General features: G+C 46.9%; 21 protein-coding genes. 13 read left to right on the top strand and 8 right to left on the bottom strand.

Translation table 11 applies throughout. The annotated features are described in order from the left end of the window. Positions 1 to 453 precede the first annotated feature (453 nt). The 3 genes from GC130_RS06980 (at position 454) to GC130_RS06970 (ending at position 3,857) form a co-directional block, all read left to right on the top strand. Positions 454 to 2,127, top strand: coding sequence for an ATP-binding protein (locus tag GC130_RS06980; protein WP_151997557.1), 1,674 nt, complete (start codon positions 454 to 456; stop codon positions 2,125 to 2,127). Positions 2,128 to 2,205: 78 nt separating this feature from the next. Continuing rightward, a complete protein-coding gene (locus GC130_RS06975; RefSeq protein WP_151997556.1) occupies positions 2,206 to 3,303 on the top strand; it encodes a mannonate dehydratase in 1,098 nt (365 codons plus the stop codon). 140 nt (positions 3,304 to 3,443) lie between these two features. Next, positions 3,444 to 3,857 (top strand): DUF1573 domain-containing protein, encoded by a 414-nt coding sequence (locus GC130_RS06970; RefSeq protein ID WP_151997555.1) that lies wholly within the window; start codon positions 3,444 to 3,446, stop codon positions 3,855 to 3,857. Between the two features lie 68 nt (positions 3,858 to 3,925). On the opposite strand, the gene GC130_RS06965 is transcribed toward GC130_RS06970, so the two are convergent. Continuing rightward, on the bottom strand, positions 3,926 to 6,355 hold the full coding sequence (locus tag GC130_RS06965; protein ID WP_151997554.1) for an ABC transporter permease: 2,430 nt from the start codon (positions 6,353 to 6,355) through the stop codon (positions 3,926 to 3,928). Between the two features lie 306 nt (positions 6,356 to 6,661). On the opposite strand from GC130_RS06965, the gene GC130_RS06960 reads away from it, so the two are divergent. The 8 genes from GC130_RS06960 to GC130_RS06925 all read left to right on the top strand — a co-directional run bounded on the left by GC130_RS06960 (position 6,662) and on the right by GC130_RS06925 (position 16,111). Then, positions 6,662 to 9,523, top strand: a complete 2,862-nt coding sequence (locus tag GC130_RS06960; RefSeq protein ID WP_151997553.1) for a PAS domain S-box protein — start codon at positions 6,662 to 6,664, stop codon at positions 9,521 to 9,523. Further along, the gene (locus GC130_RS06955; RefSeq protein WP_151997552.1) at positions 9,520 to 10,203 is read left to right on the top strand and encodes a LytTR family DNA-binding domain-containing protein; all 684 of its coding nucleotides are present in this window, start codon (positions 9,520 to 9,522) and stop codon (positions 10,201 to 10,203) included. The genes GC130_RS06960 and GC130_RS06955 overlap by 4 nt, the downstream gene beginning before the upstream one ends. A gap of 107 nt (positions 10,204 to 10,310) precedes the next feature. Next, on the top strand, positions 10,311 to 11,489 hold the full coding sequence (locus tag GC130_RS06950; RefSeq protein WP_151997551.1) for a glycosyltransferase family 2 protein: 1,179 nt from the start codon (positions 10,311 to 10,313) through the stop codon (positions 11,487 to 11,489). Between the two features lie 2 nt (positions 11,490 to 11,491). Further along, positions 11,492 to 12,403, top strand: coding sequence for a glycosyltransferase family 2 protein (locus tag GC130_RS06945; RefSeq protein WP_151997550.1), 912 nt, complete (start codon positions 11,492 to 11,494; stop codon positions 12,401 to 12,403). After that, the gene (locus GC130_RS06940; RefSeq protein ID WP_151997549.1) at positions 12,400 to 13,320 is read left to right on the top strand and encodes a glycosyltransferase family A protein; all 921 of its coding nucleotides are present in this window, start codon (positions 12,400 to 12,402) and stop codon (positions 13,318 to 13,320) included. The genes GC130_RS06945 and GC130_RS06940 overlap by 4 nt, the downstream gene beginning before the upstream one ends. A 4-nt stretch (positions 13,321 to 13,324) precedes the next feature. Then, complete coding sequence (locus tag GC130_RS06935; RefSeq protein WP_151997548.1) at positions 13,325 to 14,260, top strand: hypothetical protein; 936 nt, start codon at positions 13,325 to 13,327, stop codon at positions 14,258 to 14,260. Next, positions 14,260 to 15,513: a glycosyltransferase gene (locus GC130_RS06930; RefSeq protein ID WP_151997547.1), complete on the top strand. Its 1,254-nt coding sequence runs from the start codon at positions 14,260 to 14,262 to the stop codon at positions 15,511 to 15,513. The genes GC130_RS06935 and GC130_RS06930 overlap by 1 nt, the downstream gene beginning before the upstream one ends. Beyond that, positions 15,473 to 16,111 carry an acyltransferase gene (locus GC130_RS06925; RefSeq protein ID WP_151997546.1) on the top strand — a complete coding sequence of 213 codons (639 nt, stop codon included), beginning with the start codon at positions 15,473 to 15,475 and terminating at the stop codon, positions 16,109 to 16,111. The genes GC130_RS06930 and GC130_RS06925 overlap by 41 nt, the downstream gene beginning before the upstream one ends. A gap of 12 nt (positions 16,112 to 16,123) precedes the next feature. Here GC130_RS06925 and GC130_RS06920 read toward each other — a convergent pair whose 3' ends face one another. The 7 genes from GC130_RS06920 to GC130_RS06890 form a co-directional block, all read right to left on the bottom strand. Then, positions 16,124 to 16,465 carry a hypothetical protein gene (locus GC130_RS06920; RefSeq protein WP_151997545.1) on the bottom strand — a complete coding sequence of 114 codons (342 nt, stop codon included), beginning with the start codon at positions 16,463 to 16,465 and terminating at the stop codon, positions 16,124 to 16,126. Positions 16,466 to 16,628: 163 nt separating this feature from the next. Continuing rightward, positions 16,629 to 17,615: an aldo/keto reductase gene (locus GC130_RS06915; RefSeq protein ID WP_151997568.1), complete on the bottom strand. Its 987-nt coding sequence runs from the start codon at positions 17,613 to 17,615 to the stop codon at positions 16,629 to 16,631. Positions 17,616 to 17,726: 111 nt separating this feature from the next. Next, complete coding sequence (locus GC130_RS06910) at positions 17,727 to 19,976, bottom strand: xanthine dehydrogenase family protein molybdopterin-binding subunit (protein ID WP_151997544.1); 2,250 nt, start codon at positions 19,974 to 19,976, stop codon at positions 17,727 to 17,729. Between the two features lie 199 nt (positions 19,977 to 20,175). Then, positions 20,176 to 20,961: a DUF6602 domain-containing protein gene (locus GC130_RS06905; protein WP_151997543.1), complete on the bottom strand. Its 786-nt coding sequence runs from the start codon at positions 20,959 to 20,961 to the stop codon at positions 20,176 to 20,178. 184 nt (positions 20,962 to 21,145) lie between these two features. Continuing rightward, positions 21,146 to 23,410 (bottom strand): xanthine dehydrogenase family protein molybdopterin-binding subunit, encoded by a 2,265-nt coding sequence (locus GC130_RS06900; RefSeq protein ID WP_151997542.1) that lies wholly within the window; start codon positions 23,408 to 23,410, stop codon positions 21,146 to 21,148. 21 nt (positions 23,411 to 23,431) lie between these two features. Continuing rightward, complete coding sequence (locus tag GC130_RS06895; RefSeq protein ID WP_151997541.1) at positions 23,432 to 23,890, bottom strand: (2Fe-2S)-binding protein; 459 nt, start codon at positions 23,888 to 23,890, stop codon at positions 23,432 to 23,434. A gap of 155 nt (positions 23,891 to 24,045) precedes the next feature. Beyond that, complete coding sequence (locus GC130_RS06890) at positions 24,046 to 24,498, bottom strand: nuclear transport factor 2 family protein (RefSeq protein ID WP_151997540.1); 453 nt, start codon at positions 24,496 to 24,498, stop codon at positions 24,046 to 24,048. 230 nt (positions 24,499 to 24,728) lie between these two features. Here GC130_RS06890 and GC130_RS06885 point away from each other — a divergent pair, with 230 nt between their 5' ends. Together GC130_RS06885 and GC130_RS06880 are read left to right on the top strand one after the other, a co-directional pair. Beyond that, entirely contained in the window at positions 24,729 to 25,628 is a 900-nt protein-coding gene (locus tag GC130_RS06885; protein ID WP_151997539.1) for an AraC family transcriptional regulator, read from the top strand. Positions 25,629 to 25,733: 105 nt separating this feature from the next. Beyond that, positions 25,734 to 26,315, top strand: coding sequence for a Crp/Fnr family transcriptional regulator (locus GC130_RS06880; protein WP_151997538.1), 582 nt, complete (start codon positions 25,734 to 25,736; stop codon positions 26,313 to 26,315). The last annotated feature ends 129 nt before the right edge of the window (positions 26,316 to 26,444 follow it).

Below are 26,444 nucleotides of genomic sequence, written 5' to 3'. Positions count from 1 at the left end.
AATAACCAAAAACATGACTTCGACCAGAGGGTATCGTAAATTACCCCGATAAGTAGTTCTGCAATCTTTCATTTGACTAAAGATATTGCAAAAAAGATTGTCTTTTACCTGTTCAAAACCTTTTGAATCCGGAAAAACTATTTCGCTCTAATGGATCAAAAAAAAAGATAAAAAAATTTACAATTATCTCATTTTCAGTATATTGAACCATGAAAGAGGAGCACAACACCAAACACAACAGCTCCCTTTTTTTATACTAAACACACACCATATGAGACTTTGATAAGCCTCCTTGAGGCTTTGACCATTCTGTGCCCCGGGCCCCGAAAAATTCTTTTACCATTAGTCTCGTAATAATCAGTTTGAATGCGATTGCCCTGTTTTGAGGTGCCTGATGTGTGTTATTATAGTATCTTTTCGGTATATTAGTTAGCAATCAACCTGGGCCATTGTGTGAAAACTGATAACAAAGTCAGCCAAAGTCAGCTGAGAAATATATTGCCCTGGTGGACGTGGGTGGCTCCTCTTATTATCTTTTTTGCTGCAAGCTACCTGTCGTCGATATACAGAATTTCTTCCACGGCTGCTCTGATCTACCTGCCAACTGCTATCGGAATAATACTTGTCAACTGGTGGGGGCCAGTCAGGGTACTTCCAATGGTGTACATCAATGCGGTCATTTGCGGGTACCTGTGGGGCGTGGATCCCTGGTATTTCCGCCCCTTATTTGCGCTGCCTGAAACATCATTTGTCTTCCTTTCATGGTACCTCTTTTCTGTAAAGAACCATGGGAAGTATTGGATACCGGATACACACAACCTCAATCTGTTTTTGCTGTGGGGAATAATTATTCCCCTGTTCATTTCCTTCCTTTTTCTGAAAGTGTTATTCTATTTGACGTTCCATTTCCCGATTGTGATGTTTTCCAGCACTGCTGTACTTGGCTGGCTCAGGGAGTTTATGTGTAATTTTGGACTAACCCTGCCAATTTTATATTTTTTGACACCTGTGATGGGGCGGCATGGCCTGCTCGCTATTCATTTCGACTTCAACGACTACAGCCCTAAAATCCCTGGTAAGGATAGACTTCTGGTAATTGCTATCTACTTTTTAATCTTCATGATGTCATTTTTTGTCGGCCTGGATCAATACTGGTTTGTGTATGGTGTTTTTTCACTCTGGTTTGCTTTGCGTTTTGGGTTTGGCATGGCGGTGCTCACCAACTCCTTCATCTTTATACTTGCCTATATTATTCCGGTCGTCAGGGAGATCGAGGCGATGGGGGAGTACACGATTGATCCGGTTTTGATCAATATTTACCTCGGCACCAGTTTGCTTTACGTGTTTTCAGCGATAACTGGCAGAGTGATTGATGACATAAATTTCGCCAGGGAGCAAATCACCGATCAGGTGATTCGGCTGGAAAGGGCCAACAGTGAACTTAAGACAACTAATAAGGAGCTGGATCACTTTGTTTACAGTGTTTCTCATGACCTTACGGCACCTCTTAAATCGATAAAAGGGCTGGTTAACCTCAGTACCCTCACTCGGGACCAGGCGGAGCATAGAACCTATTTCAATAAGATTGAGGACAGTGTCAGGAAACTCGAACAATTCATTGTGGAGGTGCTCGATTTTTCGCACGTTAAGCGAGTGGAGGCTAACTACCAACGCATAGACATGCAGGAACTCATTGCTGATATCATTGAAGACGTTCGCTATATGGATGGATTCGATGCTGTTGAGATTGACTTCTCGTCGCTTACTGTGGGTGAGATTATCAATGATAAAACAAGCGTTCGGGTGATTTTGGCTAACCTGATTGGAAATGCCATTGCGTATAGAAAAAAAAATGAGAGCCATCCGGCTAAAATTACCATCACCTCCCGAAAGAAAGGCAGCGAGGTATCTATCATGGTGAGTGACAACGGTGAGGGAATAAAGCCAGAGATTCTAAAAAGAATTTTTGAGATGTTTTATCGAGGCACTACCAGCTCTAAAGGATCGGGGCTTGGGCTTTATATCGCCAGCGAAGCGGCACAAAAGATCAAAGGGAAGATTACTGTCGAATCTGAGTTTGGTATGGGTTCTGTTTTCACACTTCACCTGCGAACCGTTCATAAGTAGTTAACCTTTTGAAGTTTTCTCTTTTTGTTAACTTACCTGGCAGGTTAGACCAACTCGCAACACCTAATATTTGAGAACATGGAAAAGTCGAGGAGACAGTTTATAAAGGGTACAGCCTCGCTGGCAGCCCTCTCCGGTCTGGGAGGCAGTCATGCATTTGCTGAAGTAGGCCGTAGGGACCCGGAAGTGAAAGACGAACTGCAAATTTGCATGTCTTACTTCTACGGTATGCAACCTCAGAAACTGGCTTTACAGCGCCAAATGGGCGTGGATGGAGCGGTTTGCTCTGTGAGTCCCAGCATGGCTGGCGTGCCTGGCAAAAAGCCCTGGGACTATGAGACTATTCAGGGGCTGAAAGACGTATTTGCGAAGGAAGGATTGGTGCTGCGGGTATTGGAAGGGCCACCGACACTTGAGAAAGCAAAGTTGGGACTGCCGGGGCGAGACGAGGAGCTTGATAATTTTATCACATTCTTAAAAAGCAGCGCCAGGGCGGGCATCGATACTGTTTGTTATAACTGGATGCCCGTGATTAGCTGGCATCGCAGCCAGGTCGACAAAAGGGGCCGAGGGGACGCCTTCGTTACTGCCTTTAACTACGAAGACGTAAAAGACCAGCCCCTTACGGAGTACGGCGAAATTTCGGCGGAGAAAATGTGGAGTAACCTCGACTACTTCCTGAAGGCAATTATGCCGGAAGCGGAAAAAGCAGGGATTAAAATGGCCATGCACCCTGATGACCCGCCAATACCCAATATTCGTGGCATTGCGAGGATCATGACGTCGGTGGAGGCCTTCAAACGTATGCTGGATATGCATTCCAGCCCAAGCAACGGGCTCACTTTCTGCCAGGGCACCTTTGCCACTATGGGGGAAGATATTCCGTCGGCCATCAGGTACTTTGGCAACAGAAACCGCATCTACTTTGTGCACTTCAGGGACATCATTGGCGACAAATGGAAATTTGAAGAAAGCTTCCATGATAATGGCAAAACTGACATGTACGAAGCCATGAAGGCATATTATGATATTGGCTTCAAGGGGCCTATCAGGCCGGATCATGTGCCGACGATGGAGGGAGAGGAAAACAATCACCCTGGTTATGGTATTCTTGGCAACCTTTATGCTATAGGGTATATGCGGGGGTTAATGGAGGCTGTGTCGAAGAGCAACTAAGTTTCTTTGCTCTGAGAAATTTATTTACTTTTGTTGAAGAGGGTGAATAAAAACGTTTCTCTGGTGTTAATAAGGGAACTATTGGTTACCTACGCCGTTGTTTGTGTATTAAAAATGAGTTTTACAAAATATAATTGGATATGAGAAAGTTTGCTTGGTTAGTAGTTTTCATGCTGGCATCGGCAGTAGCTGTACAAGCGCAGGATGCGGCTACAGAAAAGAAGGGCCCTGAAATTAAGTTTGAGGAGTCTACTCACGATTTTGGTGACATTACACAAGGCGATAAGGTAGAATATGTATTTGCCTTTTCAAATAAAGGCACTGAGCCTCTGATTCTGTCGAGAGTGTTGACGACATGCGGGTGCACAGCCCCCAGCTGGCCAAAAGAGCCTATTGCTCCCGGAGAAAAAGGTGAAGTGAAGGTGTCGTTCAACAGCACTGGAAAAATGGGTATGCAGAACAAGGTGATCACCATTATCTCTAACGCTACCAATAGCAGCGAAAGGATCAGCATTACCACAAATGTGTTGCCTAAGAAAGAAGCAGGCGAGTAAAGAAAGAGATTCCTTTTAAAAGGCAGAGGCCAGCTCAAGTTTATTGGGCTGGCCTCTTTTTCTTTATCTCATTCGCTTCTGAGGGAGTTTACAGGGTTGGCACGTGCAGCTCGCCATGTTTGAAAGCTCATAGTGAGCCAGGCCACCACCAACGATAGCAAGCCCGCAATGAAAATGGTCACCAGGCTGAGGTTGGTGCGGTAGGCAAAGTTGTCGAGCCACTTGCCGACAGCATAGTAGGCTGTAGGTGCAGCTATGACAAAGGAAATACCAATCAACTTCACAAACTCCCTGGACAGCAGGCTCATGATACTGGAAACACTGGCACCAAGCACTTTGCGTACCCCAATTTCTTTGTTGCGCTGCTCGGCTGTGAAAGCTGCCAGCCCAAATAGCCCGAGGCAGGCAATAAACACAGCCAGCGAAGCAAATACCATAAAGATGGAGCCTATCCGCATTTCCGACTTGTGCACTTCCTCAAACTGCTGGTCGATGAAGTTGTAGCTGAAAGGCTGCCCGGGGCCAAACTGCTCCCAGGTGCTCTTCAGGGTGGCGATGGTTTGATCAATATTGTCGCCAGCCACTTTGAAAGTGATATTCCCCCTGCTGCTTGCCAGTTTCATCATCAGAGGATAAATACTTTCTCTCAGAGAGGCATAATGAAAATCCCCCATAACCCCAATGATTTTGTAGGAAACAATGCTGGTGCCATCTTCGTCATCACCATGAGTGGAGATAAATTCGCCAACGGGGTTTTCAAGGCCAAACTGCTTCACAAATGCCTCGTTGACTACTATAGCAGAAGAATCACTTGGAAACTCTCGAGAGAAGTTTCGCCCCTCTTTTATTTCAATACCAAATGTGGGCACGTAGTCCTGATCGACTCGCCAGTCACTGACTATGTGGGATTCGTTTTGAGGATTTTTCCCTTTGAAATAGAGGTTATTATTGGTATTGCCATTAACAGGCAGGAAGCTACTGAGAGTGCCGCTGACGACAGCCGAGTTTCGCAGTGCCTCAGTTTTGAAGGCGTTGAGGTTGTCTTTCAAAAGCCAGGGATCGTTGATAATAACCAAGTGATCTTTCTGGTAGCCAAGCTTTTTGTTTCGTATGAAATTCAATTGATCATAAATAACCATGGTGCCCACTATCATGATAATGGAGAGCGTGAACTGGAAGACAACAAGAAAGCTACGAATGGCCCCACTCTTCATGCCGAGGTTGAGCTTGCCTTTAAGTACCTCTACAGGCTTGAAGCCAGAAAGGTAGAAGGCGGGGTAGCTGCCAGCCAATAAACCGACCGCAATGATCAATCCCAAAATGGTGATAATAAACCCTGGTGTAAGCAAAGCACTGATGGCTAATTGCTTTTCGGCCAGTGTATTGAACGAGGGCAGGAGCAGAAAGCATAACCCGTAGGCCAGCATAAATGAAAAGAAGCTCAGGATAAGTGCCTCTGCCAGAAACTGGCGAACGATGAGAGGGCGCTGGGCGCCCAACACTTTTCGAACGCCAACCTCTTTGGCCCTGTTTGCAGAGCGTGCCGTTGACAGGTTCATGAAATTGATGCAGGCAATCAGCAGAATGAAGAAAGCAATGACCGAAAACAGATACACATAGGTGATGTCGCCATTGGCCTCGAGTTCTCCGAGTTTGCTTGAGTTGAGGTGGATATCCTTTACAGGATATAAGGCATAACCCAGCTGGCCACCAGCTTCCTTGAACTCCTCCATGTTCTGGCCCATGAACTTCTGAATTTCAGGCCCAATGTATTTGGCGATCATGTCCGGGAATTTCGCTTCAAGTGCTACAGCAGCGTTCTCTGGTTTTATTTTGAGGTAAGTGACAAAATTGAACCCCATCCATTGCGTATTGAAAGCTTCGCTTGTGCTGGTAATTGAGAATAATACGTCGGCATGAAAGTGTTGATTGCTTGGCATTTCTTTGTACACAGCTGTAACCTCAAAGTTGTCCCAGCCCTGTACTTCTATTGTTTTGCCAACGGCTGTCTCATTACCAAAATACTTTTTTGCTATGGCTTCGCTTATGGCTGCCTTTTTAGGAGCTGCCAGCGCTGTTGCAGGGTCTCCTTCGATTAGAGGCAGCTGAAAAAACTCAAAAAAATTCGAGTCAGCCAAAAGTATTTTCTCCTCGTTGAAGATTTGCATCTGGCCCTCTGGTTTGATCATCTCGTTGCCTCTGTCCCGCATCCGCACTGCCGACTCCACTTCTGGGTAGTCGTTCATGAGCGCTTGTGCTGCGGGCACGCTCGAAAGGGAAGTGATGAACGTGTTGCCACCAATGGTACCAGTGAAATCGAGTCGGTAGAGCCTTTCAATAGCTGGCAGGTGTTTGTCGTAGCTCAGCTCATCTTTCACGTAGAGCGTGATCATCAAAAAACATGTGATGCCGATGGAGAGCCCTAGAATGTTGATGAAGGAGTAGAATTTGTGCTTCAGAATGCTCCTGAAGGTTACATTGAAAAAGTTTTTAAGCATAGTGTGTTAATTTGACCTTGTTGGTTAGATGCGACGAATCGCCGACAGGTTGCGTTGAAGAGGCAATTTTTTTTAGGCGATATGACATCGGATTTACGTAGCCCGGCCCGGGGGCAGCAATGAGCATAGAATAAGGTGCAGGCTGTAGCTCTACTTGTTTTTGCTTTTAGTGAATGAATAAAAAGCGAGCTTGCTTTCAAAAAGTAAATAGCAGTGAATGATATTCCCTTCTTATTATCAAAAAAGCCCAAGAAGTTGTATTTTTTGGATTAATCCACGGATCACTACAAACATCTGGCAGCTGGAATGAACGAATTGGAAGACTTAAAGAAGCAACTGGAGAGAGAAGTAGCTTTGCGGAAGCAAGCTGAGGCTGCGCTTGTGTCGAGAACTACGGAACTTGATAGTGCCAACAAGGAGCTGACAGCGCTGAACGAGAGCCTTGAGGTGAAGATAGAGGAGAGAACCAGACAGGCCGAGGAAAGCGAGCTAAGGTATCGGCAAATTATTGATTCCGCCAGTGACTTTATCTATGAAACAACAGGAAAAGGTATCATCACGCTGGTGAACCCGGTAGCGGTCAGGAGTTTGGGCTTCAGCAACAAATCAGAAATTATTGGGAGAAAATTTGTCGACTTTGTGCCTGACAAATACAAGAAACAGGTGCTGTTTTTCTACCAGCAGCAACGAATTGAAAAAGAGAAACGCAGTTTTAGCGTGGTGCCTGTTACAGGCATTAATGGTCAATGGATCTGGATAGAACAAAATGTACAGTATTTCTACAACCCTTCCGGTAAGCTTCTTAAGGTAAGTGCCGTTGGGAGGGATGTTACGAAGCGAATGGACTCGGAGCAGGAGTTGTTGAAGGCGAGTTTAAGGCTCACCTCGTTAATTGGCAGCCTCAATGCAGGCATTCTGGTGGAGGATGAGCACCGCAAAATAGTGTTGGTGAATGAGAAGTTTTGTTCCATTTTCAATATTTCTGCTGCGCCCGATGATCTGATTGGTGCTGACTGTAGTAATTCTGCAGAACAGACAAAACATTTGTTTGCAAACCCCGCGGCTTTTACCAAACGGATAGAACAGCTGCTCACCAGGCAACAGCCAGTGAGCCGGGAAGAGTTGCTGATGAATGATGGCACTGTACTGCTCCGGGACTACATTCCGATTTTTGAAGACGAAACCTATCTGGGCCACCTTTGGCACTATTTGGATATTACAGAAGAGAAAAACCAGGAAAAAAGATTAAGGCTCAGTGAAGAAAAGTACAGGGGCCTCATTGAAAACATGGAGCTTGGACTGCTGGAGGTGGACACCAGTGGGATCATTATCAAACCCTACCGGCGATTCTGTGAAATGACTGGCTACACCGAAAAAGAACTAACAGGAATGTCTGCCGACGAAGTGCTTTTGCCTCCTGAATATAAAAAAGTAATGCAGAAGCAGGAGGCAGAAAGAATGAAGGGTAAGGCGGGGGTTTATGAAATAGAAATCCTGAAAAAGGGAGGTCAGCGACTTTCAGTATTGATCAGTGGTGCACCATTCTACAGCGATAAGGGCGAAATCATCGGATCGCTTGGCATTCATTATGATATAAGTGCGAGGAAAAAGCTCGAAGAGGAACTGAGGATCGCCCGCAACAAGGCAGAAAAGGCCATGCTGGCAGAAAAGCAGTTTTTGGCTAACATGAGTCACGAAATCCGCAACCCAATCAATGCGATCGTTGGGATGTCGAACCTGCTGGGAGATACGATGCTGGATCAGCAGCAAAGCGACTACCTCAAAACAATCAAGTTCTCGACGGAGGTACTGCTTGGATTGATTTCCGGTATCCTTGACCTGTCTAAAATAGAAGCAGGGCTGTATGAGTTGGCTGAGCAGCCTGTCAACGTCAGGGAAGTGGCAGAATCGGTCATGAAGACATTTGAGGTGAAGGCGGGCAAGGGCGATATCAATTTCTTCACCGACATATCTCCTGAGGTTCCCGAGATCCTTTTGGCCGACCCTACCGCCCTGAATCAGATTTTCATCAACCTGGTGGGTAATGCTGCTAAGTTCACTGAAAAAGGCTTCATCGTTATTGCTGCTAAGGTGTTGGAGAAAATAAAGGACTCGGTTAGAGTGGAGTTTTCGGTGTGGGACACTGGCATAGGCATATCGGCCGACAAGCAAGCTGTGGTTTTTGAGACTTTTAAACAGGCCGACAAGGAAACCAAACTTAAGTATGGTGGCACCGGCCTTGGCCTATCAATAGTGAAGCAACTGGTGGAGATGATGGATGGTACCATACAGCTCGAAAGTGAAGAAGGTCAGGGAACCACTTTTCGGGTGATTCTTGAGTTAAGGGTGGGCGAAGCCGAACTAGCCGAGGAGCCAGGCCATGATAGTAGTTCTCCTCCCGACCTGAGCAGGGTGCTGATAGTGGAAGACAATGAAATGAATCAGCAATACCTCTCGGGGTTGTTTTTTAAATGGGAAATTCCCTGTGATATAGCTAATAATGGGGTTGAAGCACTCGAATTCGTTGAAAATTATGTTTATAATTATATTTTAATGGATATTCGGATGCCTAAAATGGATGGTTATGAGACAACCATACGGATTAGGGGCATGGAAAACAATTCAAACAGCACAGTCCCGATTATAGCGTTGACTGCTTCAGCATTAGTAGATGAGCGCAACCGAGCCCTCGAAGTAGGTATGAACTACCATTTGACTAAACCGTTTACTCCTGAGCAATTGCTCAAGGCCCTAAAGGATCAGAAAATGCAGGAGAAAGAGAAAAAAATGACCGATTTTGAATTTTCAGCTTCTTTGGATAGAGAGCACCTCTACATGATGTATGAGGACGATGTAGAGAGGACTTCCATCATTTTTCAGATTTTTGTTGATGGTATTGCCAGCGAAATTGAGCTTTTGAAACAGCTGGAAAAAGAAGGAAATGAAGCGGAATTTATTCGAAAAGTGCACAAAATATCTCCCAACTTTGCTATGGTGGGACTTACCAAAGTCTCAGAGCTTCTTGTTGAAATAGAAACCGAGGGAAAAGCATCAGGAATGACTGATTTACTCAAACAGAAGTTCGCAAAATTTATTGGGGATATTGATCCTAAGTTGCAAATTGTACAAAACGAGTTGGCCAGGATCAAAAATCATTTAATACAATGAGGTGTCTGATAGTTGACGATGATGAGATGGCGAGAAAATCGCTTGAGATGATGTGCGACAAAATTGAAGACCTCACTGTGGTGGGGATGTGTGTTAATGGTTTGGAGGCACTCAATTTTTTAAACAAGGAAGAAGTCGATTTGATTCTGCTTGACATCGAAATGCCCGAACTGAACGGCATGGAGCTGGTTCGAATGAAGCCCGACATTCCGCAGGTGATTTTCACCACCACCCTCAAAGAGTACGCTCTTGAAGCATTTGAATACAAGGTGACCGATTACCTTCACAAGCCTATTGTTTTGAGTCGGCTTTTAAAAGCCATCGACAAGGCAAGAGAGGTACATGGCAAAAAGACATCCAAAGAGATCAACGAACTGTATGTGAAAGTAGATGGGAGGCACGTAAGACTTAATCTGGATGATATTTTATATATTGAATCTATTGGCGACTATGTTGTTTTCCATACTGAGAAGAAGGAAAAGTTCATTGTTCATTCTACCTTAAAGAACATCGATGCTAAAATAGACAACAGCAAGTTTTTAAAAGTACACAGGTCTTATATCGTGAACCTCTCCAAGATTGTAGATATTGAAGAAACTAACCTGGTGATTAAAGATAAAGTAATACCTATCAGCAGGGCACATAAGCCCGTTTTGATGAACCATATCAAAACACTCTGATTCCCTCTTCCACCGATTCAATCCAAAAATCGACAGTTCGTCCCCAACTATCGAATACTTAGGCCCCAAGCACTGGTCACCCGCTAATTTGGTGGAAAAGATCAGAAATGGAAATCCTAATTGTAATCAGTATTGTTGCGCTAAGCATTCTTTTCTACAGCTACCTGGGCTATGGCATTGTGTTGTTCGCCCTGGTGCAGATTAAGAGATTTTTTGCGCCTAGAAAGCCGGTCGAGATGACGGAATGGCCTGAAGTTACGATGCTCGTGGCCGCCTACAATGAGCAGGATTGCGTAGAGGATAAAATCAGGAATTCCCTGAGCCTTAGCTACCCGTCAGATAAGATCAAGTTTCTTTTTGTCACTGACGGTAGTACAGATAAAACCAACGAAATTATTACGAAATACCCAGCCATTACCCTGGAGCACAGACCAGAACGGAAGGGTAAACTTGCGGCTGTGGAGCGGGTAATGAAGTCGATTACTTCTCCGATTACCATTTTCACCGATGCCAATACCCTGCTTAACAATGAAGCGATCACCAACCTGGTTCGCCATTTTGCTGATCCGTCGGTGGGTGCCGTGGCTGGAGAGAAAAGGATTGAGCAAACCAATGCCGACGATGCTTCAGCCGCCGGTGAAGGTATCTACTGGAAATATGAATCAAAGCTTAAACAATGGGACTCTGAGCTACACTCAGTGGTGGGCGCAGCCGGTGAGCTTTTTGCCGTGAGAACTTCCCTTTATGAGCCCGTGCCTGCCGACACCCTGATCGAAGATTTTGTACTCACAATGGGAATAGCCGCTAAAGGGCATCGGGTAGTATATGAGGCACAGTCATATGCTCTTGAAACGGCTTCCCTTTCTATTACCGAAGAAATAAAGCGGAAGGTGAGAATTGCCGCCGGAGGACTTCAGGCAGTAGTGCGCATGAGCGGATTGCTTAATCCTTTCCCCAACCCTGTATTGACCTTTCAGTATGTGTCGCATCGGGCACTTCGCTGGACACTCGCTCCGCTGATGTTGCCGCTTCTTCTCTTCACCAGCTTTATGCTGGCTCTTCAGGGCTACTTGCCAGGCACGATTCTCTTCGTTGCCCAAATAGCATTTTATGTAATGGCGGCCGTGGGTTACATACTTGAAAAGCGAAAAACAAGGCTGAAGATTCTGTACATCCCTTTGTACTTCACCATCATGAATGTTTCTGTTTTCCGGGGCCTATGGCGACTAATAAATGGTAAGCAGTCGGCCGTGTGGGAAAAAGCGCAAAGAAAATTAGCAGTATAAGTATGGTATCGATCATCACAGTTAATTATAACAATACTAAAGTCACCCTGGAACTACTTCGGAGCATTGAAAAGCTGGGGATGAAAGACATTCAGATGGTGGTGGTAGACAATGGGTCCCGGGAAAACCCGGGCCCGTTGTTGAAGGCTCAGCATCCGTGGATCACGTTTGTAAGAAGCGACATCAACCTCGGCTTTGCCGGTGGCAACAACCTCGGCATCAGAAAAGCAAAAGGAGACTACTTCTTTTTCATCAATAACGACACTGAATTCAAGGCCGATATCTTACCCAGACTCGTTTCGCTGATGCAGAGCCACCCAGCTATTGGCGTGCTGTGCCCTCTGCTTTATTATTTCGATACGCCGGATGTAATGCAGTATGCGGGCTTCACTCCATTCAACAAAGTGACTTGTCGCAACGAATGCCTGACAGCAACGGCAGCAGCAGATGACGAAGGACTGAGCTACACGAGCTTTCCACATGGGGCGGCTATGATGATTCCTAAGCGAGTGGTGGAAGCAGTTGGCATGATGCCAGAAACATACTTTCTCTACTATGAAGAGCACGACTGGGCCGAGATGATCAAGAAACATGGATTTAAGATCGCTGTTGACACCCAATCGATGCTGTTTCACAAGGAGTCGCAAACCGTAGGCCCAATCAGTGAACTGAAAAGTTACTTCATGAGCAGAAACAGGATTTTGTTCATGCGTCGCAATTCAAGGTCTTTCTACCTCACTTTGTTCTGGATCTACTTTCTGTTGGTAGCCACACCAAAAAGCCTGGTTTCCTATGCTTTGAAGAATCAGTGGGGCAACATTAAGGCTCATTTAGCAGGTATTGGCTGGAATTTTCAGTCGCCTACCTACTCTCAAAAAATTGGTTACAAGTTTAATAATCTAAGATACTCATGAGCTCACGATTCAATGTGCCCAGCTGGGTGAGAAAACATAATTTCAAAGATGGCGACTGGAAGCAGGCTTCGGCCTCTGAGCTTGACAGAATCAAGGCTGGACTGTCAAAGTTCAGCGAGGATAAGCCGGTAATTTCGGTGGTCATTCCGGCGTGGAACGAAGAGAAGAACTTACTAAGAACGCTTTCTTCCTTTTCAGCCATGGAGCTGAAATATCCAACCGAGTTGATTATCGTTAACAATAACTCCACCGACAGCACCCAGGCATTACTGGATAGGCTGGGAGTGAGGTCATTATTTGAAACGAAACAAGGCATTGCTCATGCCAGGCTGGCCGGACTGAGAGCGTCCAAAGGCAAGTATCAGCTCTGCGGGGATGGCGATTCGTTGTACCCTCCGCACTGGGTCGAGACCCTGGTAAAGCCACTCATGGACAATGAGAAAATCACCTGTGTGTATGCCAACTACAGCTTCTTACCCTTTGGAAAGGCCGGTCGTATCCAGCTTGGTTTCTATGAACTATTGGCAGAAATTCTTTTCGAATACAGACGCATCAGGCGAGAGTTTTTGAATGTGCGTGGTGCCAACTTTGGGTTCCGTATAGAGCAGGGGCTGGCTGTGAAAGGCTTCGAAATGCCTGTGACCCGGGTGTTTGACAACGATGAGTCGAGTGCCAACTTCGTTGTTTTTGGAGAAGATGGCAGGATGGGCCGGAAGCTTGGAGAGATTGGAAAGCTGAAGCTGGTGCGCAACAACAAAGCCAGGATGTGGACCAGCTCAAGAAGGCTGCTGAAGGATGGCACGCTGTTCAATGCGTTTATCAAGAGAATTCAGAATGAGTCAGGAAAGCTAATTGAATACGCTTTCGGGCCAAAAAAATTAAAGCATACTACCGATGATTTCGTCACCAAATCGTAAGATGATGAGAAAGGCAATAATCACTTTTGGGGTGGGCTATGGCTTTGAGCATATCAAACACTTTGTTCTGAGCTGCAAAAAGTTCATACCAGACACGGATATTTACATGTTTGCGGGCAAAAATATACCTCAGCTCGAGGCAGACTGCAGCCATATTCAAGGTGTTCATTTTATTCCCTTCAAGGAGAATTTTACAGGCAAGGTAATAGCCAAGGTACTTAGCAAAATGCCCTCGCTGCAGCAAAAATATGCGCAGTACCTGTCAGCAAAATGGGAACGGGACCCGCTAAGAAGAGCGAGAATTGAGGCATTAACCTCTCCGCTGACACAGTTTATGGTCAAAAGATTTTTCCTGATCAAGCAACTTTTGTCGCAGCTTCCTCATGAGCAAGTGATGATTGCTGATGTGCGGGATATCATTTTTCAATACGATCCATTTGCAACCCTTCAGAGCGATGCGATAGTTACAGGTATTGAGCCAGTGGCCAACAGCGAAAGTGAGATGAACGAGAAGTGGATCAGGAGGACATACTCTGATGCTATTTTCGAACAAATGGCCGATAAAAATGTGGCTTGTGCTGGCGTAACCTATGGCTCACGCCGTGCCATCAATCAGTATATAGAAGAAATGCTGGAAGAGACCTATGAAAACCTTCCGAAGATCATTGATATGCTTGGCGCCGATCAGGCCATTCATATTCGCTTGTTTTACTATCGCCTGCGTGGGCTTACCAGACACATGGAAGCCAATGGATCAGGATCGATCGCTACTCTTCACTTTTCGGATTTAACAGAATTTTCGGTATCTAATGGAAGAATTGAGAACCTTACCGGACAACCGCTGGCCGTGGTACATCAGTACGATCGTCACCCGGATTTAGCGGTGGAGCTTCGGAAAGGTTTGGAGGCGAAACTGCCGGTTAACCAAATGGCATCCTGATGACCAGACTTGCAAATACTAATATACTGGTGCTTTCCCTTCCCCGGCACGACGAACGATATACGTCGACTACCTGGCAGATTTCCAGTGAGTTAGCATTGGACAATAATGTGGTACTGGTCGATCACCCCTTTACATTTACTGAGTTGCTTAAGGGGTTCCACAAACCGGAGATTCGCAAAAGGATTTTGGCTTACTTCAAAAAACCTGTGATCGAAAAAGAGGGAGTGAAGGTGCTCCTTCCTCCCTTTGTTTGGCCTATTAACTTTCTCCCCAGGGGGATTATCTACAATTTATTCTCTGGCCTGAACCACCGCACGGTGGCCAGGAGGATCAACCGGTTTTTGAAGCAAAGCCACATTGAATCGCTGGTGTACATCAACTCCTTCGACTTCTATTTCCCTGGACTTAAAAGGAAGCTGGCTATAAAACCTGCACTGAGTGTCTATCACTGCATTGACCCTATGGTGAAACCATTTACACTGCGCCATGGCCCTTATCTCGAGCAAATAGCCCTGGAACAGTCGGACATGGTGATTTCAACAGCACCAGCCCTTCAAAAGAAATTTACCGACCAGGGAATTGAGAACAGTTACCTGGTACCTAATGCGGCCAATTATAAGCTTTTCAACAAAGCACTGGCCATCAAAGGAGCGTATCACAAAAGCCTTGCTGGCATTGAAGGCAAGGTATTGGGCTACCTTGGTAACATAGAGCGGAGAACAGACTTTGATTTGTTGCATGATGCGCTGGAGGTATTGAGCGACTGGCATCTTGTGCTGGCAGGCCCTGTGGAGCCGGGATATGTACCAGAAAAAGTTTTTGATCACCCCAGAATACACTTTACAGGTTCATGCAACCACGAGGAGGCACCTTCGGTGGTGGCTCGGTTTGACGTGGCCATAATTCCATTCAAATGTGACGAAGTGAGCCAGGGAATTTACCCGCTGAAGCTTTTTGAGTACCTCGCAGCAGGCAAGCCGGTCGTAAGCACCAACTTTAATCCCGAAGTGCTGGACAGCCTCGGTGAAGTGGTTGAGATTGGTTTGACACCGGAAGACTTTGCGGACAAAGTGTTAAAAGCCTACGCCTCTGATGATGATGAAAAGCAAAAACAGAGAGCGCTCGTCGCATCAAAAAATACATGGACACACCGGGCAAGGCAGTTCGGGACGCTTATCAGGTTTGCTCTCGAAAAACAACCAAAAGGAAATGTCTCTCAAAGAAAAGATCAAAAGCAGCCCGAAGCTTAAGGAAGTTGTTCTGAAGCTGATTTTCCAGCGCAAACCCTACAGTGCCAGGGTACGTTGGTATATCTGGCTATGGCTGATCTTTCCCCGCTATTTTAAAAGAGGCATCAGCTGGGGCTCCCGCCTCGACCTGGTTCCTTTCAACAAGTTCAGCATGGGCAAGTACTCACGTATTGAAAAAGGAGTGCTGATCAACAACGGCATGGGCGACGTCATCATTGGAGACGAGGTGCACACCGGCCTTGGCTGTGTGGTCATTGGCCCGGTAACGCTCCACAAGCATGTAGGGCTTTCACAGTACGTCAGAATACTCGGCATGCACCATGGCATTGACCCTGACCTGCCACACCATCACCAGCCTTCTCAGAAAGCACCAGTGATTCTCGAAGAGGATGCTTTCGTAGGCACAGGCACTGTGATCATGGGTAAAAAGAACGGAGAACCGTTGGTGCTTGGCAAATATTGCCGTATTGGTGCCAATTCAGTGGTCATGACCGATATTCCGCCATATTCAGTAGCCGTTGGCAACCCGGCCAAGGTGGTCAGGGTGTGGGATTTTGAGAGAAAGGAGTGGGTGAAGCCATTGGCTACGACCAAATAGTTTAACAAGTCTTCAAAGCGGCAACAACCGAATCAAGGTCAGAATTGCAATGAAAAACACTATGGAGGTGTAGATCAGTTTGGTGTGCCTGGCCAGCCAATTTGGCAAGAAAATATCAAAATTGTCAGCTGTGGAGGAGGAGTACTTTCGGGCGGCAACGGTTAGTGGGCAAACCCACTTAAAGGCTAATAAGGTGATTCCCTCCAACGCCACCAGTGCAAAACCGATCCATAGCCATTTGTCAATTCTATTGGTGATGACTGCGTAGAGCATGTAGAAAATCACAACATTGAAAAACCCCCAAATGAAGGTGTGAATTGCTCTGATAATGGTAAGGGGCGTCCTGTTGCTCATGCGCAGACAATTTTATCAAAAATCGCAAAAGCGATGCTGAGAAAACAGGACATCCGTCATGTTTGAAGGGGTAATACGTCAGTTGTCGGTTGGTGATTCCGGCTGACTAAATTTTTGTGCAACTTTTGCCTTTATTGTTGCTTTAATCGGGGGCCACGTGTTTTTACAACCCCGTCGCCTTTTCCATCGCTTCAGTGTATCGGTTACCCACGATTTCAATCTGAGCGGAAGCGGCTTCCATTTCCTTCAACTCGTCAGCTGCAAGCTTAATAGCGGCGGCACCAATGTTTTCAGTCAAGCGGTCGATTTTGGTGGTGCCGGGAATTGGCACGACCCATGGTTTTTGTGCCAGTACCCAGGCCAGAGCAATTTGGGCTTTGGTGGCATTTTTTCTTTCGGCAAACACTGCAATCATATCCAGAAGTGCTTTGTTAGCCGTTCGTGCTTCTTCGGCGTACCTTGGCAGCATACTGCGAATATCACCTTCGCCAAACTTCGTGTTTTCATCAATTTTGCCCGTCAGGAAGCCTTTGCCCAATGGACTGAACGCCACAAGCCCTATCCCTAATTCTTCAATGGTGGGAATGATTTCCTTTTCATGCTGCCTTGTCCAGAGTGAGTACTCGCTTTGAAGGGCAGCAACTGGTTGAACGGCATGTGCTTTCCTGATCGTGGTGGCTCCGGCTTCTGAGAGGCCGAAGTGTTTCGCCTTTCCCTCCCGAATAAGGTCCTTTACGGTTCCGGCTACATCTTCAATGGGCACATTGGGGTCTACCCTGTGCTGGTAAAGCAAATCTATTGAGTCTATCCGCAGTCGCTTGAGTGATGCTTCAACGGCCTTCTTTATATTTTCAGGGCGGCTATTGACACCAGCCATCTTTCCGTCGACGATATTGAAGCCAAACTTGGTAGCAATAATTACCTTGTTCCTAAAAGGTTGAAGAGCTTCCCCCACAAGACTTTCATTTGTGTAGGGCCCGTAGACCTCCGCAGTATCAAAGAAAGTGACACCCTGCTCTACAGCAGACCGAATCACTTTGATCATTTCGTTTTTCTCACCGGCTGGACCAAGACCAAAACTCATACCCATGCAGCCAAGGCCAAGGGCAGATACTTCCAAACCGCTTTTTCCGAGGGTGCGTGTTGGCAAAGTATTACTCATGATTGTTTGCGTTTATTACGTTTAACAAATCAAAGGTAGGGTCATGGAGGCTGTTTGAGTAATGAAAAAAAAATAAACAGCTACGAAAATCAAACAATATTAAATCCTCGACCTCGACAACTCCTCCAGCGCAGGCGCAAATGGCTGATCGTACAGGCGTTTGCCAGTGGCCTGGTAAAGCGCATTGGCCAATGCGGCGAAAACAGGGGGGTAGGCCGGTTCTCCCATGCCGGTTGGGTCAATGTCATTCTTGACGAAATGCACGTCGATGACTTTGGGTGCTTCTTTCGTGCGGATCATCCGGTACTTGTCGAAGTTGGTCTTTTCGGGCACGCCGTCTTTAAAGGTAAAGGCACCGAACATCGCCGTGCCTACGCCATCCACTGTGGCACCCTCCGCCAGGTTTGTGGCTGTGTCAGGATTCACGACAATGCCACAGTCGATGGCACAAGTGACTTTTTCTACCCGGGCATTGCCATTCTCAAACACCAGGTCTAACACATTGGCGGCGTAGCTGTTGTGGCAGAAGTAAGCAGAAACACCCCGGTGCACGCCTGCCTTTTTCTCACCCCAGTTCGATTTTTCTTTCGCCAGTTGGAGTACACCAGCGTAGCGCTCAGCATCATAGTCATTGTTGTCGCCGACCGGGGTGTTCTTTGCTCGTTCCAACAGCTCCAGCCGGAAATCGATGGGGTCTTTCCCTGCTGCTTCGGCTACTTCGTCGAGGAACGACTGCTCTGCGGCAGCAATAAAGTTGGAGCGGGGTGCCCGGAAGGATCCGGTGGTGATGTTGGAGTCGAGCACCCAGTCTTCAGCGAGGTAGTTGTCGACCGCACCAGCCGGAAACCGGTTGGCGTAGATGCAGCTTTCCGGAATGCCACCACCGTTGACATGGAAGCCAATCAGGTTATTCTCAGCATCCAGGGCTGCCCGGTAGATCGCCTGATAGGTGGGGCGGTAGATACCTGAGGTCATGTCATCTTCCCGGCTGTAGACAAGCTTCACAGGCGCTTTCACTTTATCGGAGATGACGGCAGCCTCTACCATCCAGTGGGCGTACGACCGGCGGCCAAACCCGCCGCCAAGCCGGGTCATTTGGATATCTATTTTTTCAAGCGGAATACCCAGGCGTGCAGAAACGGTTTTTTCGGTGAATTCTGGTTTCTGAAGTGGCCCAACCAAAGTGGCTCCGTCCGCAGTTACGTCAGCAAAGAAGTTCATTGGTTCCATGCAGTTGTGCGCCAGAAATGGGGCTGTGTAGGTACGTTCAATCACTTTTGCTGCATTCTGAAATGCCTTTTCCGGGTCACCGTCTTTACGAAGCACATTGACGGTTTTGCCAGTTTTTTTCGCCATATGTTCCCTGTGCCCTTCCGTGCTTTCGAGTCCGGCAGGGAAAAGCCGGGTGCCATTGTCTCTCGTTTCGGAATAATCAGAGAAAGGCTCCCATTCCACTTTGAGTGCCTTTCTGGCATTCATCACCTCCCAGGTGGACTTGCCTACTACGGCCACCAGTTCTGTAAAGGCGCAGGTGTCGAAAAACTGTCGCTGGTAGTCGTCCTGCATGTTTTTGATGGGAAACACGTCGACGATGCCGGGCATAGCCCTGGCAGCACTATCATCCACTGATTTTAATTTCAAACCAAATGCAGGCGGATGCACCACCATGGCGATGAGCATGCCTTCCTTTTTGTGGTCGATGCCAAACAATGGCTGGCCGGTCACGATCTTTTTCGCATCCACATTTTTGCGGGAAGTGCCAATGATCTTAAAGTCTTTTTGCGCCTTGAGCGCCACTTCTTCAGGCACGGGAATCGACACTGCCGCAGCGGCCATCTCGCCGTAGCCAGCCTGTTTGCCGCTGGCTTTGTGGTAAATTACACCAGCCTCAGTGGTGATTTCTCCTGACGGAACTCCCCAGGCTTTGGCAGCAGCTTCTTTCAGTACGTACCTTGCTGTTGCTCCGGCCATGCGCAGGCTTTTCCAGCCCTGGCGGATCGCCTGGCTACCACCGATAAACTGCCGGGTGTATTTCTCAGTGTCCAGCGGCGCCTGCTCTACGACTACATTCTTCCAGTCGACGTCCAGCTCGTCGGCGACGATCATGGGGAAGGCCGTTTTGATGTTTTGACCTCCCTCTGGATTGGGCGACATGATGGTGACCAGTCCGTTATTGCCAATTTTGATGAAGCCATTGAGGTCAAACCATTCGTCGGGGAGACTGTGGGCCTGTTCGGGAGAAGGCTTGCAGCCGACCAGCCAGCTAAAGCTAAGCATGAGGCCGCCACCTGCGAGGGCAGAAGTTTTTAAGAAGGAACGCCTGTTGAGAGATGTTTTTGCTGAGGCCATTTGCTGGGAATTTTTTGTTAGAAGATCCATCGAAATTCTAATAAGTTATGGAATAACGGCATCATAAGCAATCATCAATACATGGCCGGGGCTGGTGGGGGCAGCATTGCTTTTGAGACATCAATAGACTGAAGCGGCCAGATGTGAAACGTCACTAGCTTCAGACAAGGGTGCCCGGCTGGAGTGCGTGGCGTGTAGATTACAAATCATCATTTTTTTCTTCTAAGTCCTTATTAAAATACTGCTCATATTGTGGTTTTAGGATGAATTCCTCGTGGCTTAAGTTGTAGAGATGGAAAAGGATTTTGGTGAAGCAAATTCCATAATTGGTATAGTCAGTAAAATCGACAAATTGATACCTTAAGTCGATTGTTCCGCTCTCTGTTTTCGTACGGCTTAGTTCAATCATCCCTTTTTTGTTAACAACTATGAGATCTGGCCATAATGCCGGATCTATTTTGTTTTTTGTCAAGAAACCTAGTATCTCCTCCACCCATCTTTCATTGATGTCTCCTTTAAATGCGAAAACGCAGGTAAATGGAAAAAGTAGCTTATAGGTATTCATAGTTTGCTTTACAAATGTTTCCCCGTAGAATTTCTCAATGGAAAAATGATACCCATATTTGGGAATGCTGTGAAATTCCTTCATGCAATCTTTTAATTTGGAAAAAGATAAATTTGCAGTAATACTAAAAACGCCTGCAACTGACTCGATTGGGTAAATTCCTTTGTCACCAAATATTTTAATTGTTCTTTTTCCGCAAAGAACAATATCAAGCTGTTTAGAGCTTTTTCCCGAAGAGTTTATGATTTGGCCACCTCGGAATATTTTAAAGTTGTCAGCTAAGGAATCGGTTAAAAACTCTTGAACGAAATTTTCGCTTAATTCCCCCTTATCTCCCGAGTGTTGATTTTCCCTTTCATGACCAAGAAATTTAGCCTGAAGAATGTCCGCCACCCCTAAAAAATAGTTCTTGAAAAACATGAATTATAAAATTTGACTATGCTAATGGAGAATTTGCTCTTATTCTAATCGAGAGCTTCAATTTAGTGTTTTTTTGATACGAGAGTCTCGGAATAGGTAAATCATTAAAATTACTCAAAAACTGCCAACAAAAAAGGCTCCGAAGTATACACCCCGAAGCCTTTTACTATTGACCTAATCAATATTATATCCTCGATCTCGACACATCCATCTCTTTCATGAAGGGCTGGTTGTAGAATCGCTTGCCGGTGGCTTTGTGCATGGCATTGGCCACGGCAGCGAAGGTAGGAGGGAACAGGGGCTCTCCCAGTCCGGTCGGATCAATATCGTTTTTCACGAAATGCACTTCCACATGCCGTGGTGCTTCCTTTTGCCTGATCATGCGGTACTGGTGGAAGTTGTTCTTCTGAGGCACACCATCAACAAAATCCATTTCGCCGAAAAGGGCATTACCAATACCATCCACAATGGCACCTTCGCCCATATTGGCAGCAGCATCGGGATTTACCACAATGCCGCAATCCACAGCAGCGTATACGTTTTTGAAGACGGGTGCATTGTTTTCTATCACCACATCAATCACCTCGGCCACATAGGAATTATGGCAGAAGTAGGCTGACACGCCCCGGTTCACACCAGACTTGGGTTCGTCCCACTTGGATTTCTCCCTTACCAGCTTCAGCACACCCGCATAGCGGTCGGCTTCGTAGTCGTTTCTTTCACCTACAGGATTGGTCTTGGCACGCTCCAGTAGCTCCAGTCGGAAGTCGATGGGGTCTTTGCCTGCCAGCTCCGCCAGCTCGTCGATAAACGACTGCTCGGCTCCCGCAATAAAGTTGGAACGAGGCGCACGGAAAGCCCCGATGGTAATATTGGACTCTACTGACCAGCCTTCGGCGAGATAGTTGTCTACCGCTCCGGCAGGGAACCGGTTGGCATGTACCGGACTCTCAGGCACCCCACCACCATTCACATGGAAGGCAATGAGGTTATTGTTTTCGTCGAGGCCTGCACGATAGGTGGCGCTGTACGTCGGGCGATAGATGCCGTAGGTCATGTCGTCCTCACGGTTGTATTGCAATTTTACAGGAGCACCTACCTTCTGAGAGATAACAGCGGCTTCTACCATGTGGTGTCCGTACGCTCTTTGCCCGAAGCCACCACCCATTCTGGCCAGGTTGATCTGTATCTTTTCTTTATCAAGTCCCAGTCGGGCGGAAATTGTATTTCTGATCAATTCGGGTGCCTGGATAGGCCCATACAAAGTAGCTCCGTCTGCCCTCACGTCAGCGAAGCAGTTCATCGGCTCCATACAGTTGTGTGCCAGATAGGGGGCCGTGTAAGTACGCTCAAGCACCTTGGCAGCTTTTTTAAATGCCCCTTCAGGGTCGCCGTCTTTTCTGAGGAGGTTCACTTTCCCTTTGGCCATGGCTTCCATGGCGGCTTTGTGGCCTTCTGTGCTTTCGACACCGCCGGGTACTTTCACCGTCATTTTGTTGCCTCCAAACCCTGCCATTGAAAATGAACTGTCAGCGGTTATTTCCCATTCGACCTTGATGGCCTTTTTGGCTTGCATCACTTCCCATGTGGAGGTACCCACGATGGCAACGAGGTTAGAAAAAGAGTTTACATCGAAGAAATTCCTGTCGTAGTCTTCTTTTACTGGTTCGAATACGAAAACATCTTTGATGCCAGGCATGCCCTTCGCCGATGACTCATCCAGTGATTTCACTTTCATACCGAAAGCAGGCGGGTGAACGACCATGGCCACCAGCGCATTGGCCGGATAATGATCCATGGCAAACAAAGGCTTGCCAGTGACAATTTTCTTGCCGTCCACATTTTTCTGCGAAACACCGATCAGGTTAAAGTCCTTGATATCTTTCAGTTTCACCTCTTCAGGCACCTCCAAAGTAGCTGCGAGAGAGGCCATTTCGCCATAACCGGCTTTCTTGCCACTCGCCTTGTGTTCAAGGGTGCCCGCTCCGGCGGTGATCTCTTCTGCCGGCACGCTCCAGGTTTGTGCGGCTGCTTTGATCAGCATTTCACGGGCAGTGGCACCCGCCGTTCTCAGTGGTTTCCAGCCCTGGCGAATGCCCTGGCTGCCACCCGTAAACTGGCGGTCGAAGCGTTCGGGATAGAAGTCGGCTTGCTCCACGATGACGTTTTTCCAATCTACGCCGAGTTCGTCAGCGAGGATCATCGGCATGGACGTTTTCACGTTGGAGCCAAATTCCGGGTTGGGCGACATGAGTGTTACCACGCCATTGTCACCTATTTTGATATAGCTGTTGAGCTCAAACCATTCTTTGGGTAGCTCCATTACCTCGGCCTGGGTAGTTGGCTTGCAGCCAGCCAGCCAGCTGAAGCTCAGCATCATGCCTCCGCCAGCAAGGGCAGAGACCTTCATGAATGAGCGTCTGTCTATTTTTTTTGCAATGAGTGTCATAGTCGGATGAGTTGAATGGGATTAAGCGTTTGCGGCGGCTGTTTTTACTGCTGCTTTGATTCTCAGGTAAGTACCACAACGGCAGATATTGCCATTCATTGCTGCTTCGATTTCGTCGTCGCTTGGATTCGGATTGCTGGCGAGTAGGGCAGAGGCAGTCATGATTTGGCCTGCCTGGCAGTAGCCGCACTGCGGCACATCGTGTTCCAGCCAGGCTTTTTGCACCGGATGGTCACCCTCTTCTGATAAACCCTCTATGGTGGTAATGGCCTTGTCGGCTACCGCAGATACGGGCATTTGGCAGGAGCGGATCGCTGTGCCATCGAGATGAATGGTGCAGGCACCGCATTGGGCAATGCCGCAGCCGAATTTAGTACCTACCAGGTTCAGGTGATCCCTCAGCACCCAAAGCATAGGGGTGGCGGGGTCAACATCTACCTGCTGCTTCTTTCCATTTACGCTTAAATTGAATACTGCCATGATTTTAAAGTTTTTTACAATTTCGGGTTTTCCTCTATCTTAAAGTTACGAAATCCAAACAATTGGTTACAAGGTTCAAATAATATAATGCTTTGATTTCTATCGGTTTAGCCATGCAGCTCTTTGAGATTGATAATCGTTAAGCGAGTGGCTTCTTATTTTTCAATTTCATGGGTATCCCGCACGCTGCTGAAGGTCAGGTCGAGGAGCTTCCAGTCGCTACTTTGTTTCTGAAAGATTTCGGTCACGGTAAATTCAGTCGATACCTCGTTGGTGCGAACCACGGCATCAAGTGTGATTCTGCTCCACACGATAGCCGTGTTACCAAAAACCTCCACTGCAACATCGTGCACCGTGGCCTTCTTGTACCAGATGCTTCCCGTTTCAATGATCTCCAGCTCCCTTGCCTTCTTCCAGCTTCCGCTCATGTGAACAAATTTTGCCCTGTCGTCGAAAAGCACCGCCAGCTTATCCACGTTTTTGTCGGCCATCCACTGCCATTTCGATTGGGAAAGGTCCTTAAGTTGCTTTTCAGTGGAGGCATCCTGTGCAAAAGAGAACTGTACGCCAAGAAGGGTGATGAGTAATCCGAAAATTAATTTTTGCATTGTAGAAATTGTTTTGTTGTGCTGTCTGAGATTGTCCAGGGCGCCGTTGGTACTGAGTATCAAAGGCAGGGTTGACCTCTGGCCATGAACTTACTTTGCAAAGATGATTCGGTATTTTTGAGTTGGGCTTATACAGATTACTGGTTTACCTACCAAATCCACTGATTCGAATTTCCGGGGAAGGAATGAATGGTGGAACGCAGTACATTTAACCGGAAATAAGAAATGCCATGAAAGAGATCGCAAAATTTGAGACCATCAGCCAGTACAATGCTTTCAATAATCATGAGACGCTACATCCACTGGTCAGTGTGATAGACTTCTCAAAGGCATCGCCCAGGCGGTTGAGAAGAACCTATTTTGGGTTCTACCTGGTGTTGCTGAAGGATGTGGAATGTGGAGACATGCGGTACGGCAAAAATACGTACGATTATCAGGAAGGAACACTGGTGTTTATTGGCCCTGGTCAGGTGTTTGGTGCCGATGGTGGTGAGGAACTTTATCAGCCCAAAGGCTATGGAGTAGTCTTCCATCCTGATCTGGTCAAAGGAACCTCACTAGGACGACACATCGATGATTACACTTTCTTCAGCTATCAGGTAAGTGAGGCGCTGCATATTTCAGAGCGGGAGCGACAATTGGTGTTAGATAGCTTTTCAAAAGTGACTTATGAGCTGGAACATGCCGTGGACAAGCACAGCCGGATGTTGATCGCAGGTAATATCGAATTATTGCTCAACTATTGTGTTCGGTTCTACGACAGGCAATTTATTACCCGAGACAATGTTCACAAAGGCGTGTTGGAAAGGTTTGAAAAGCTGCTGCATGTGTTTTTCTCCACCAATAAGTCTGGCGACGTAGGGTTGCCAACGGTAGCCTATTTCGCCGGTGAACTCAATCTGTCACCCAACTATTTCGGTGATTTGGTAAAGAAGGAGTCCGGCAAATCTGCTCATGAGTTTATCCAGCTGAAGCTGATCGATGTAGCGAAGGAAAGGATATTTAACCCGGGTAAATCGGTGAGTGAGGTAGCTTACGAGCTGGGGTTTAAATACCCACAGCATTTCACACGGGTGTTTAAACAGCAAGTGGGGGTGACACCGCAGGAGTATCGGGCGTCGGTGAATTGATCAACACCAATTAGCAGAGTCAACGGCCCAGATAAACGACAAACAACTCGTCGGTAGTGGAGGTTCGTTTTTTTCTATATTGCCTCAAAATACTGTCGCACACCGTTGAACGCTCAGCCACTCATCGATCATTTTGAAAGCTTCCTTCCACTGAGCGACACAGAGAGGCAATTGATTGAGAGCAGAGTCGCCCGACGAATCGTTAGAAGGAAAGAGGAGATTTTGCGGGCAGGCCATCTTTGCCGTCATTATAGCTTTGTGGCTGAAGGTTGTTTGAAGATGTACGTTGTGGATACTAAGGGTGTTAACTACAACATCCAATTCGCTGCGGAAGGCGACTGGATCGCCGATATCGGAGGCTTTCATTCAGGGAAGCCCAGCCAGGCTTTTATTGAGGCAGTGGAGCCTTCCATCGTGTTCACTATCGAAAAAGAGGATTTGTACCACCTTTACCGATCGATATCCAAGCTGGATCGTATTTTCAAGGTCATTATCGAAAACAAGTTTGTGGAATTGCAGAATCGTGTCCTTCAGAATATCAGTTCCACCGCCCATGAGCGCTACCGGAGCTTTGTAGAGCAGTATCCGAAGCTGGTGCAGCGACTTCCCAACACGCAAATCGCCTCGTACCTTGGCATTACGCCAGAATTTCTAAGCAAAGTCAGAAAAGACCTGTCCAGGCATTGACGCTATCCTCATTTCTTAACATAGTTTAAGGGTAAACCAGCTGTAACTGTTGGAATTTTGTGCCCAATGTTTCACACAAAACATGAAATCACTTTTCGTTCTATGTACTTTGATGGCCAGTAAATTGAG

It is taken from the genome of Imperialibacter sp. EC-SDR9 (assembly GCF_902498805.1).
Taxonomy (GTDB): Bacteria; Bacteroidota; Bacteroidia; order Cytophagales; family Cyclobacteriaceae; genus Imperialibacter.
Note: the sequence above shows the minus strand (reverse complement) of the source record. Positions and strands in the feature narration are given on the sequence as shown.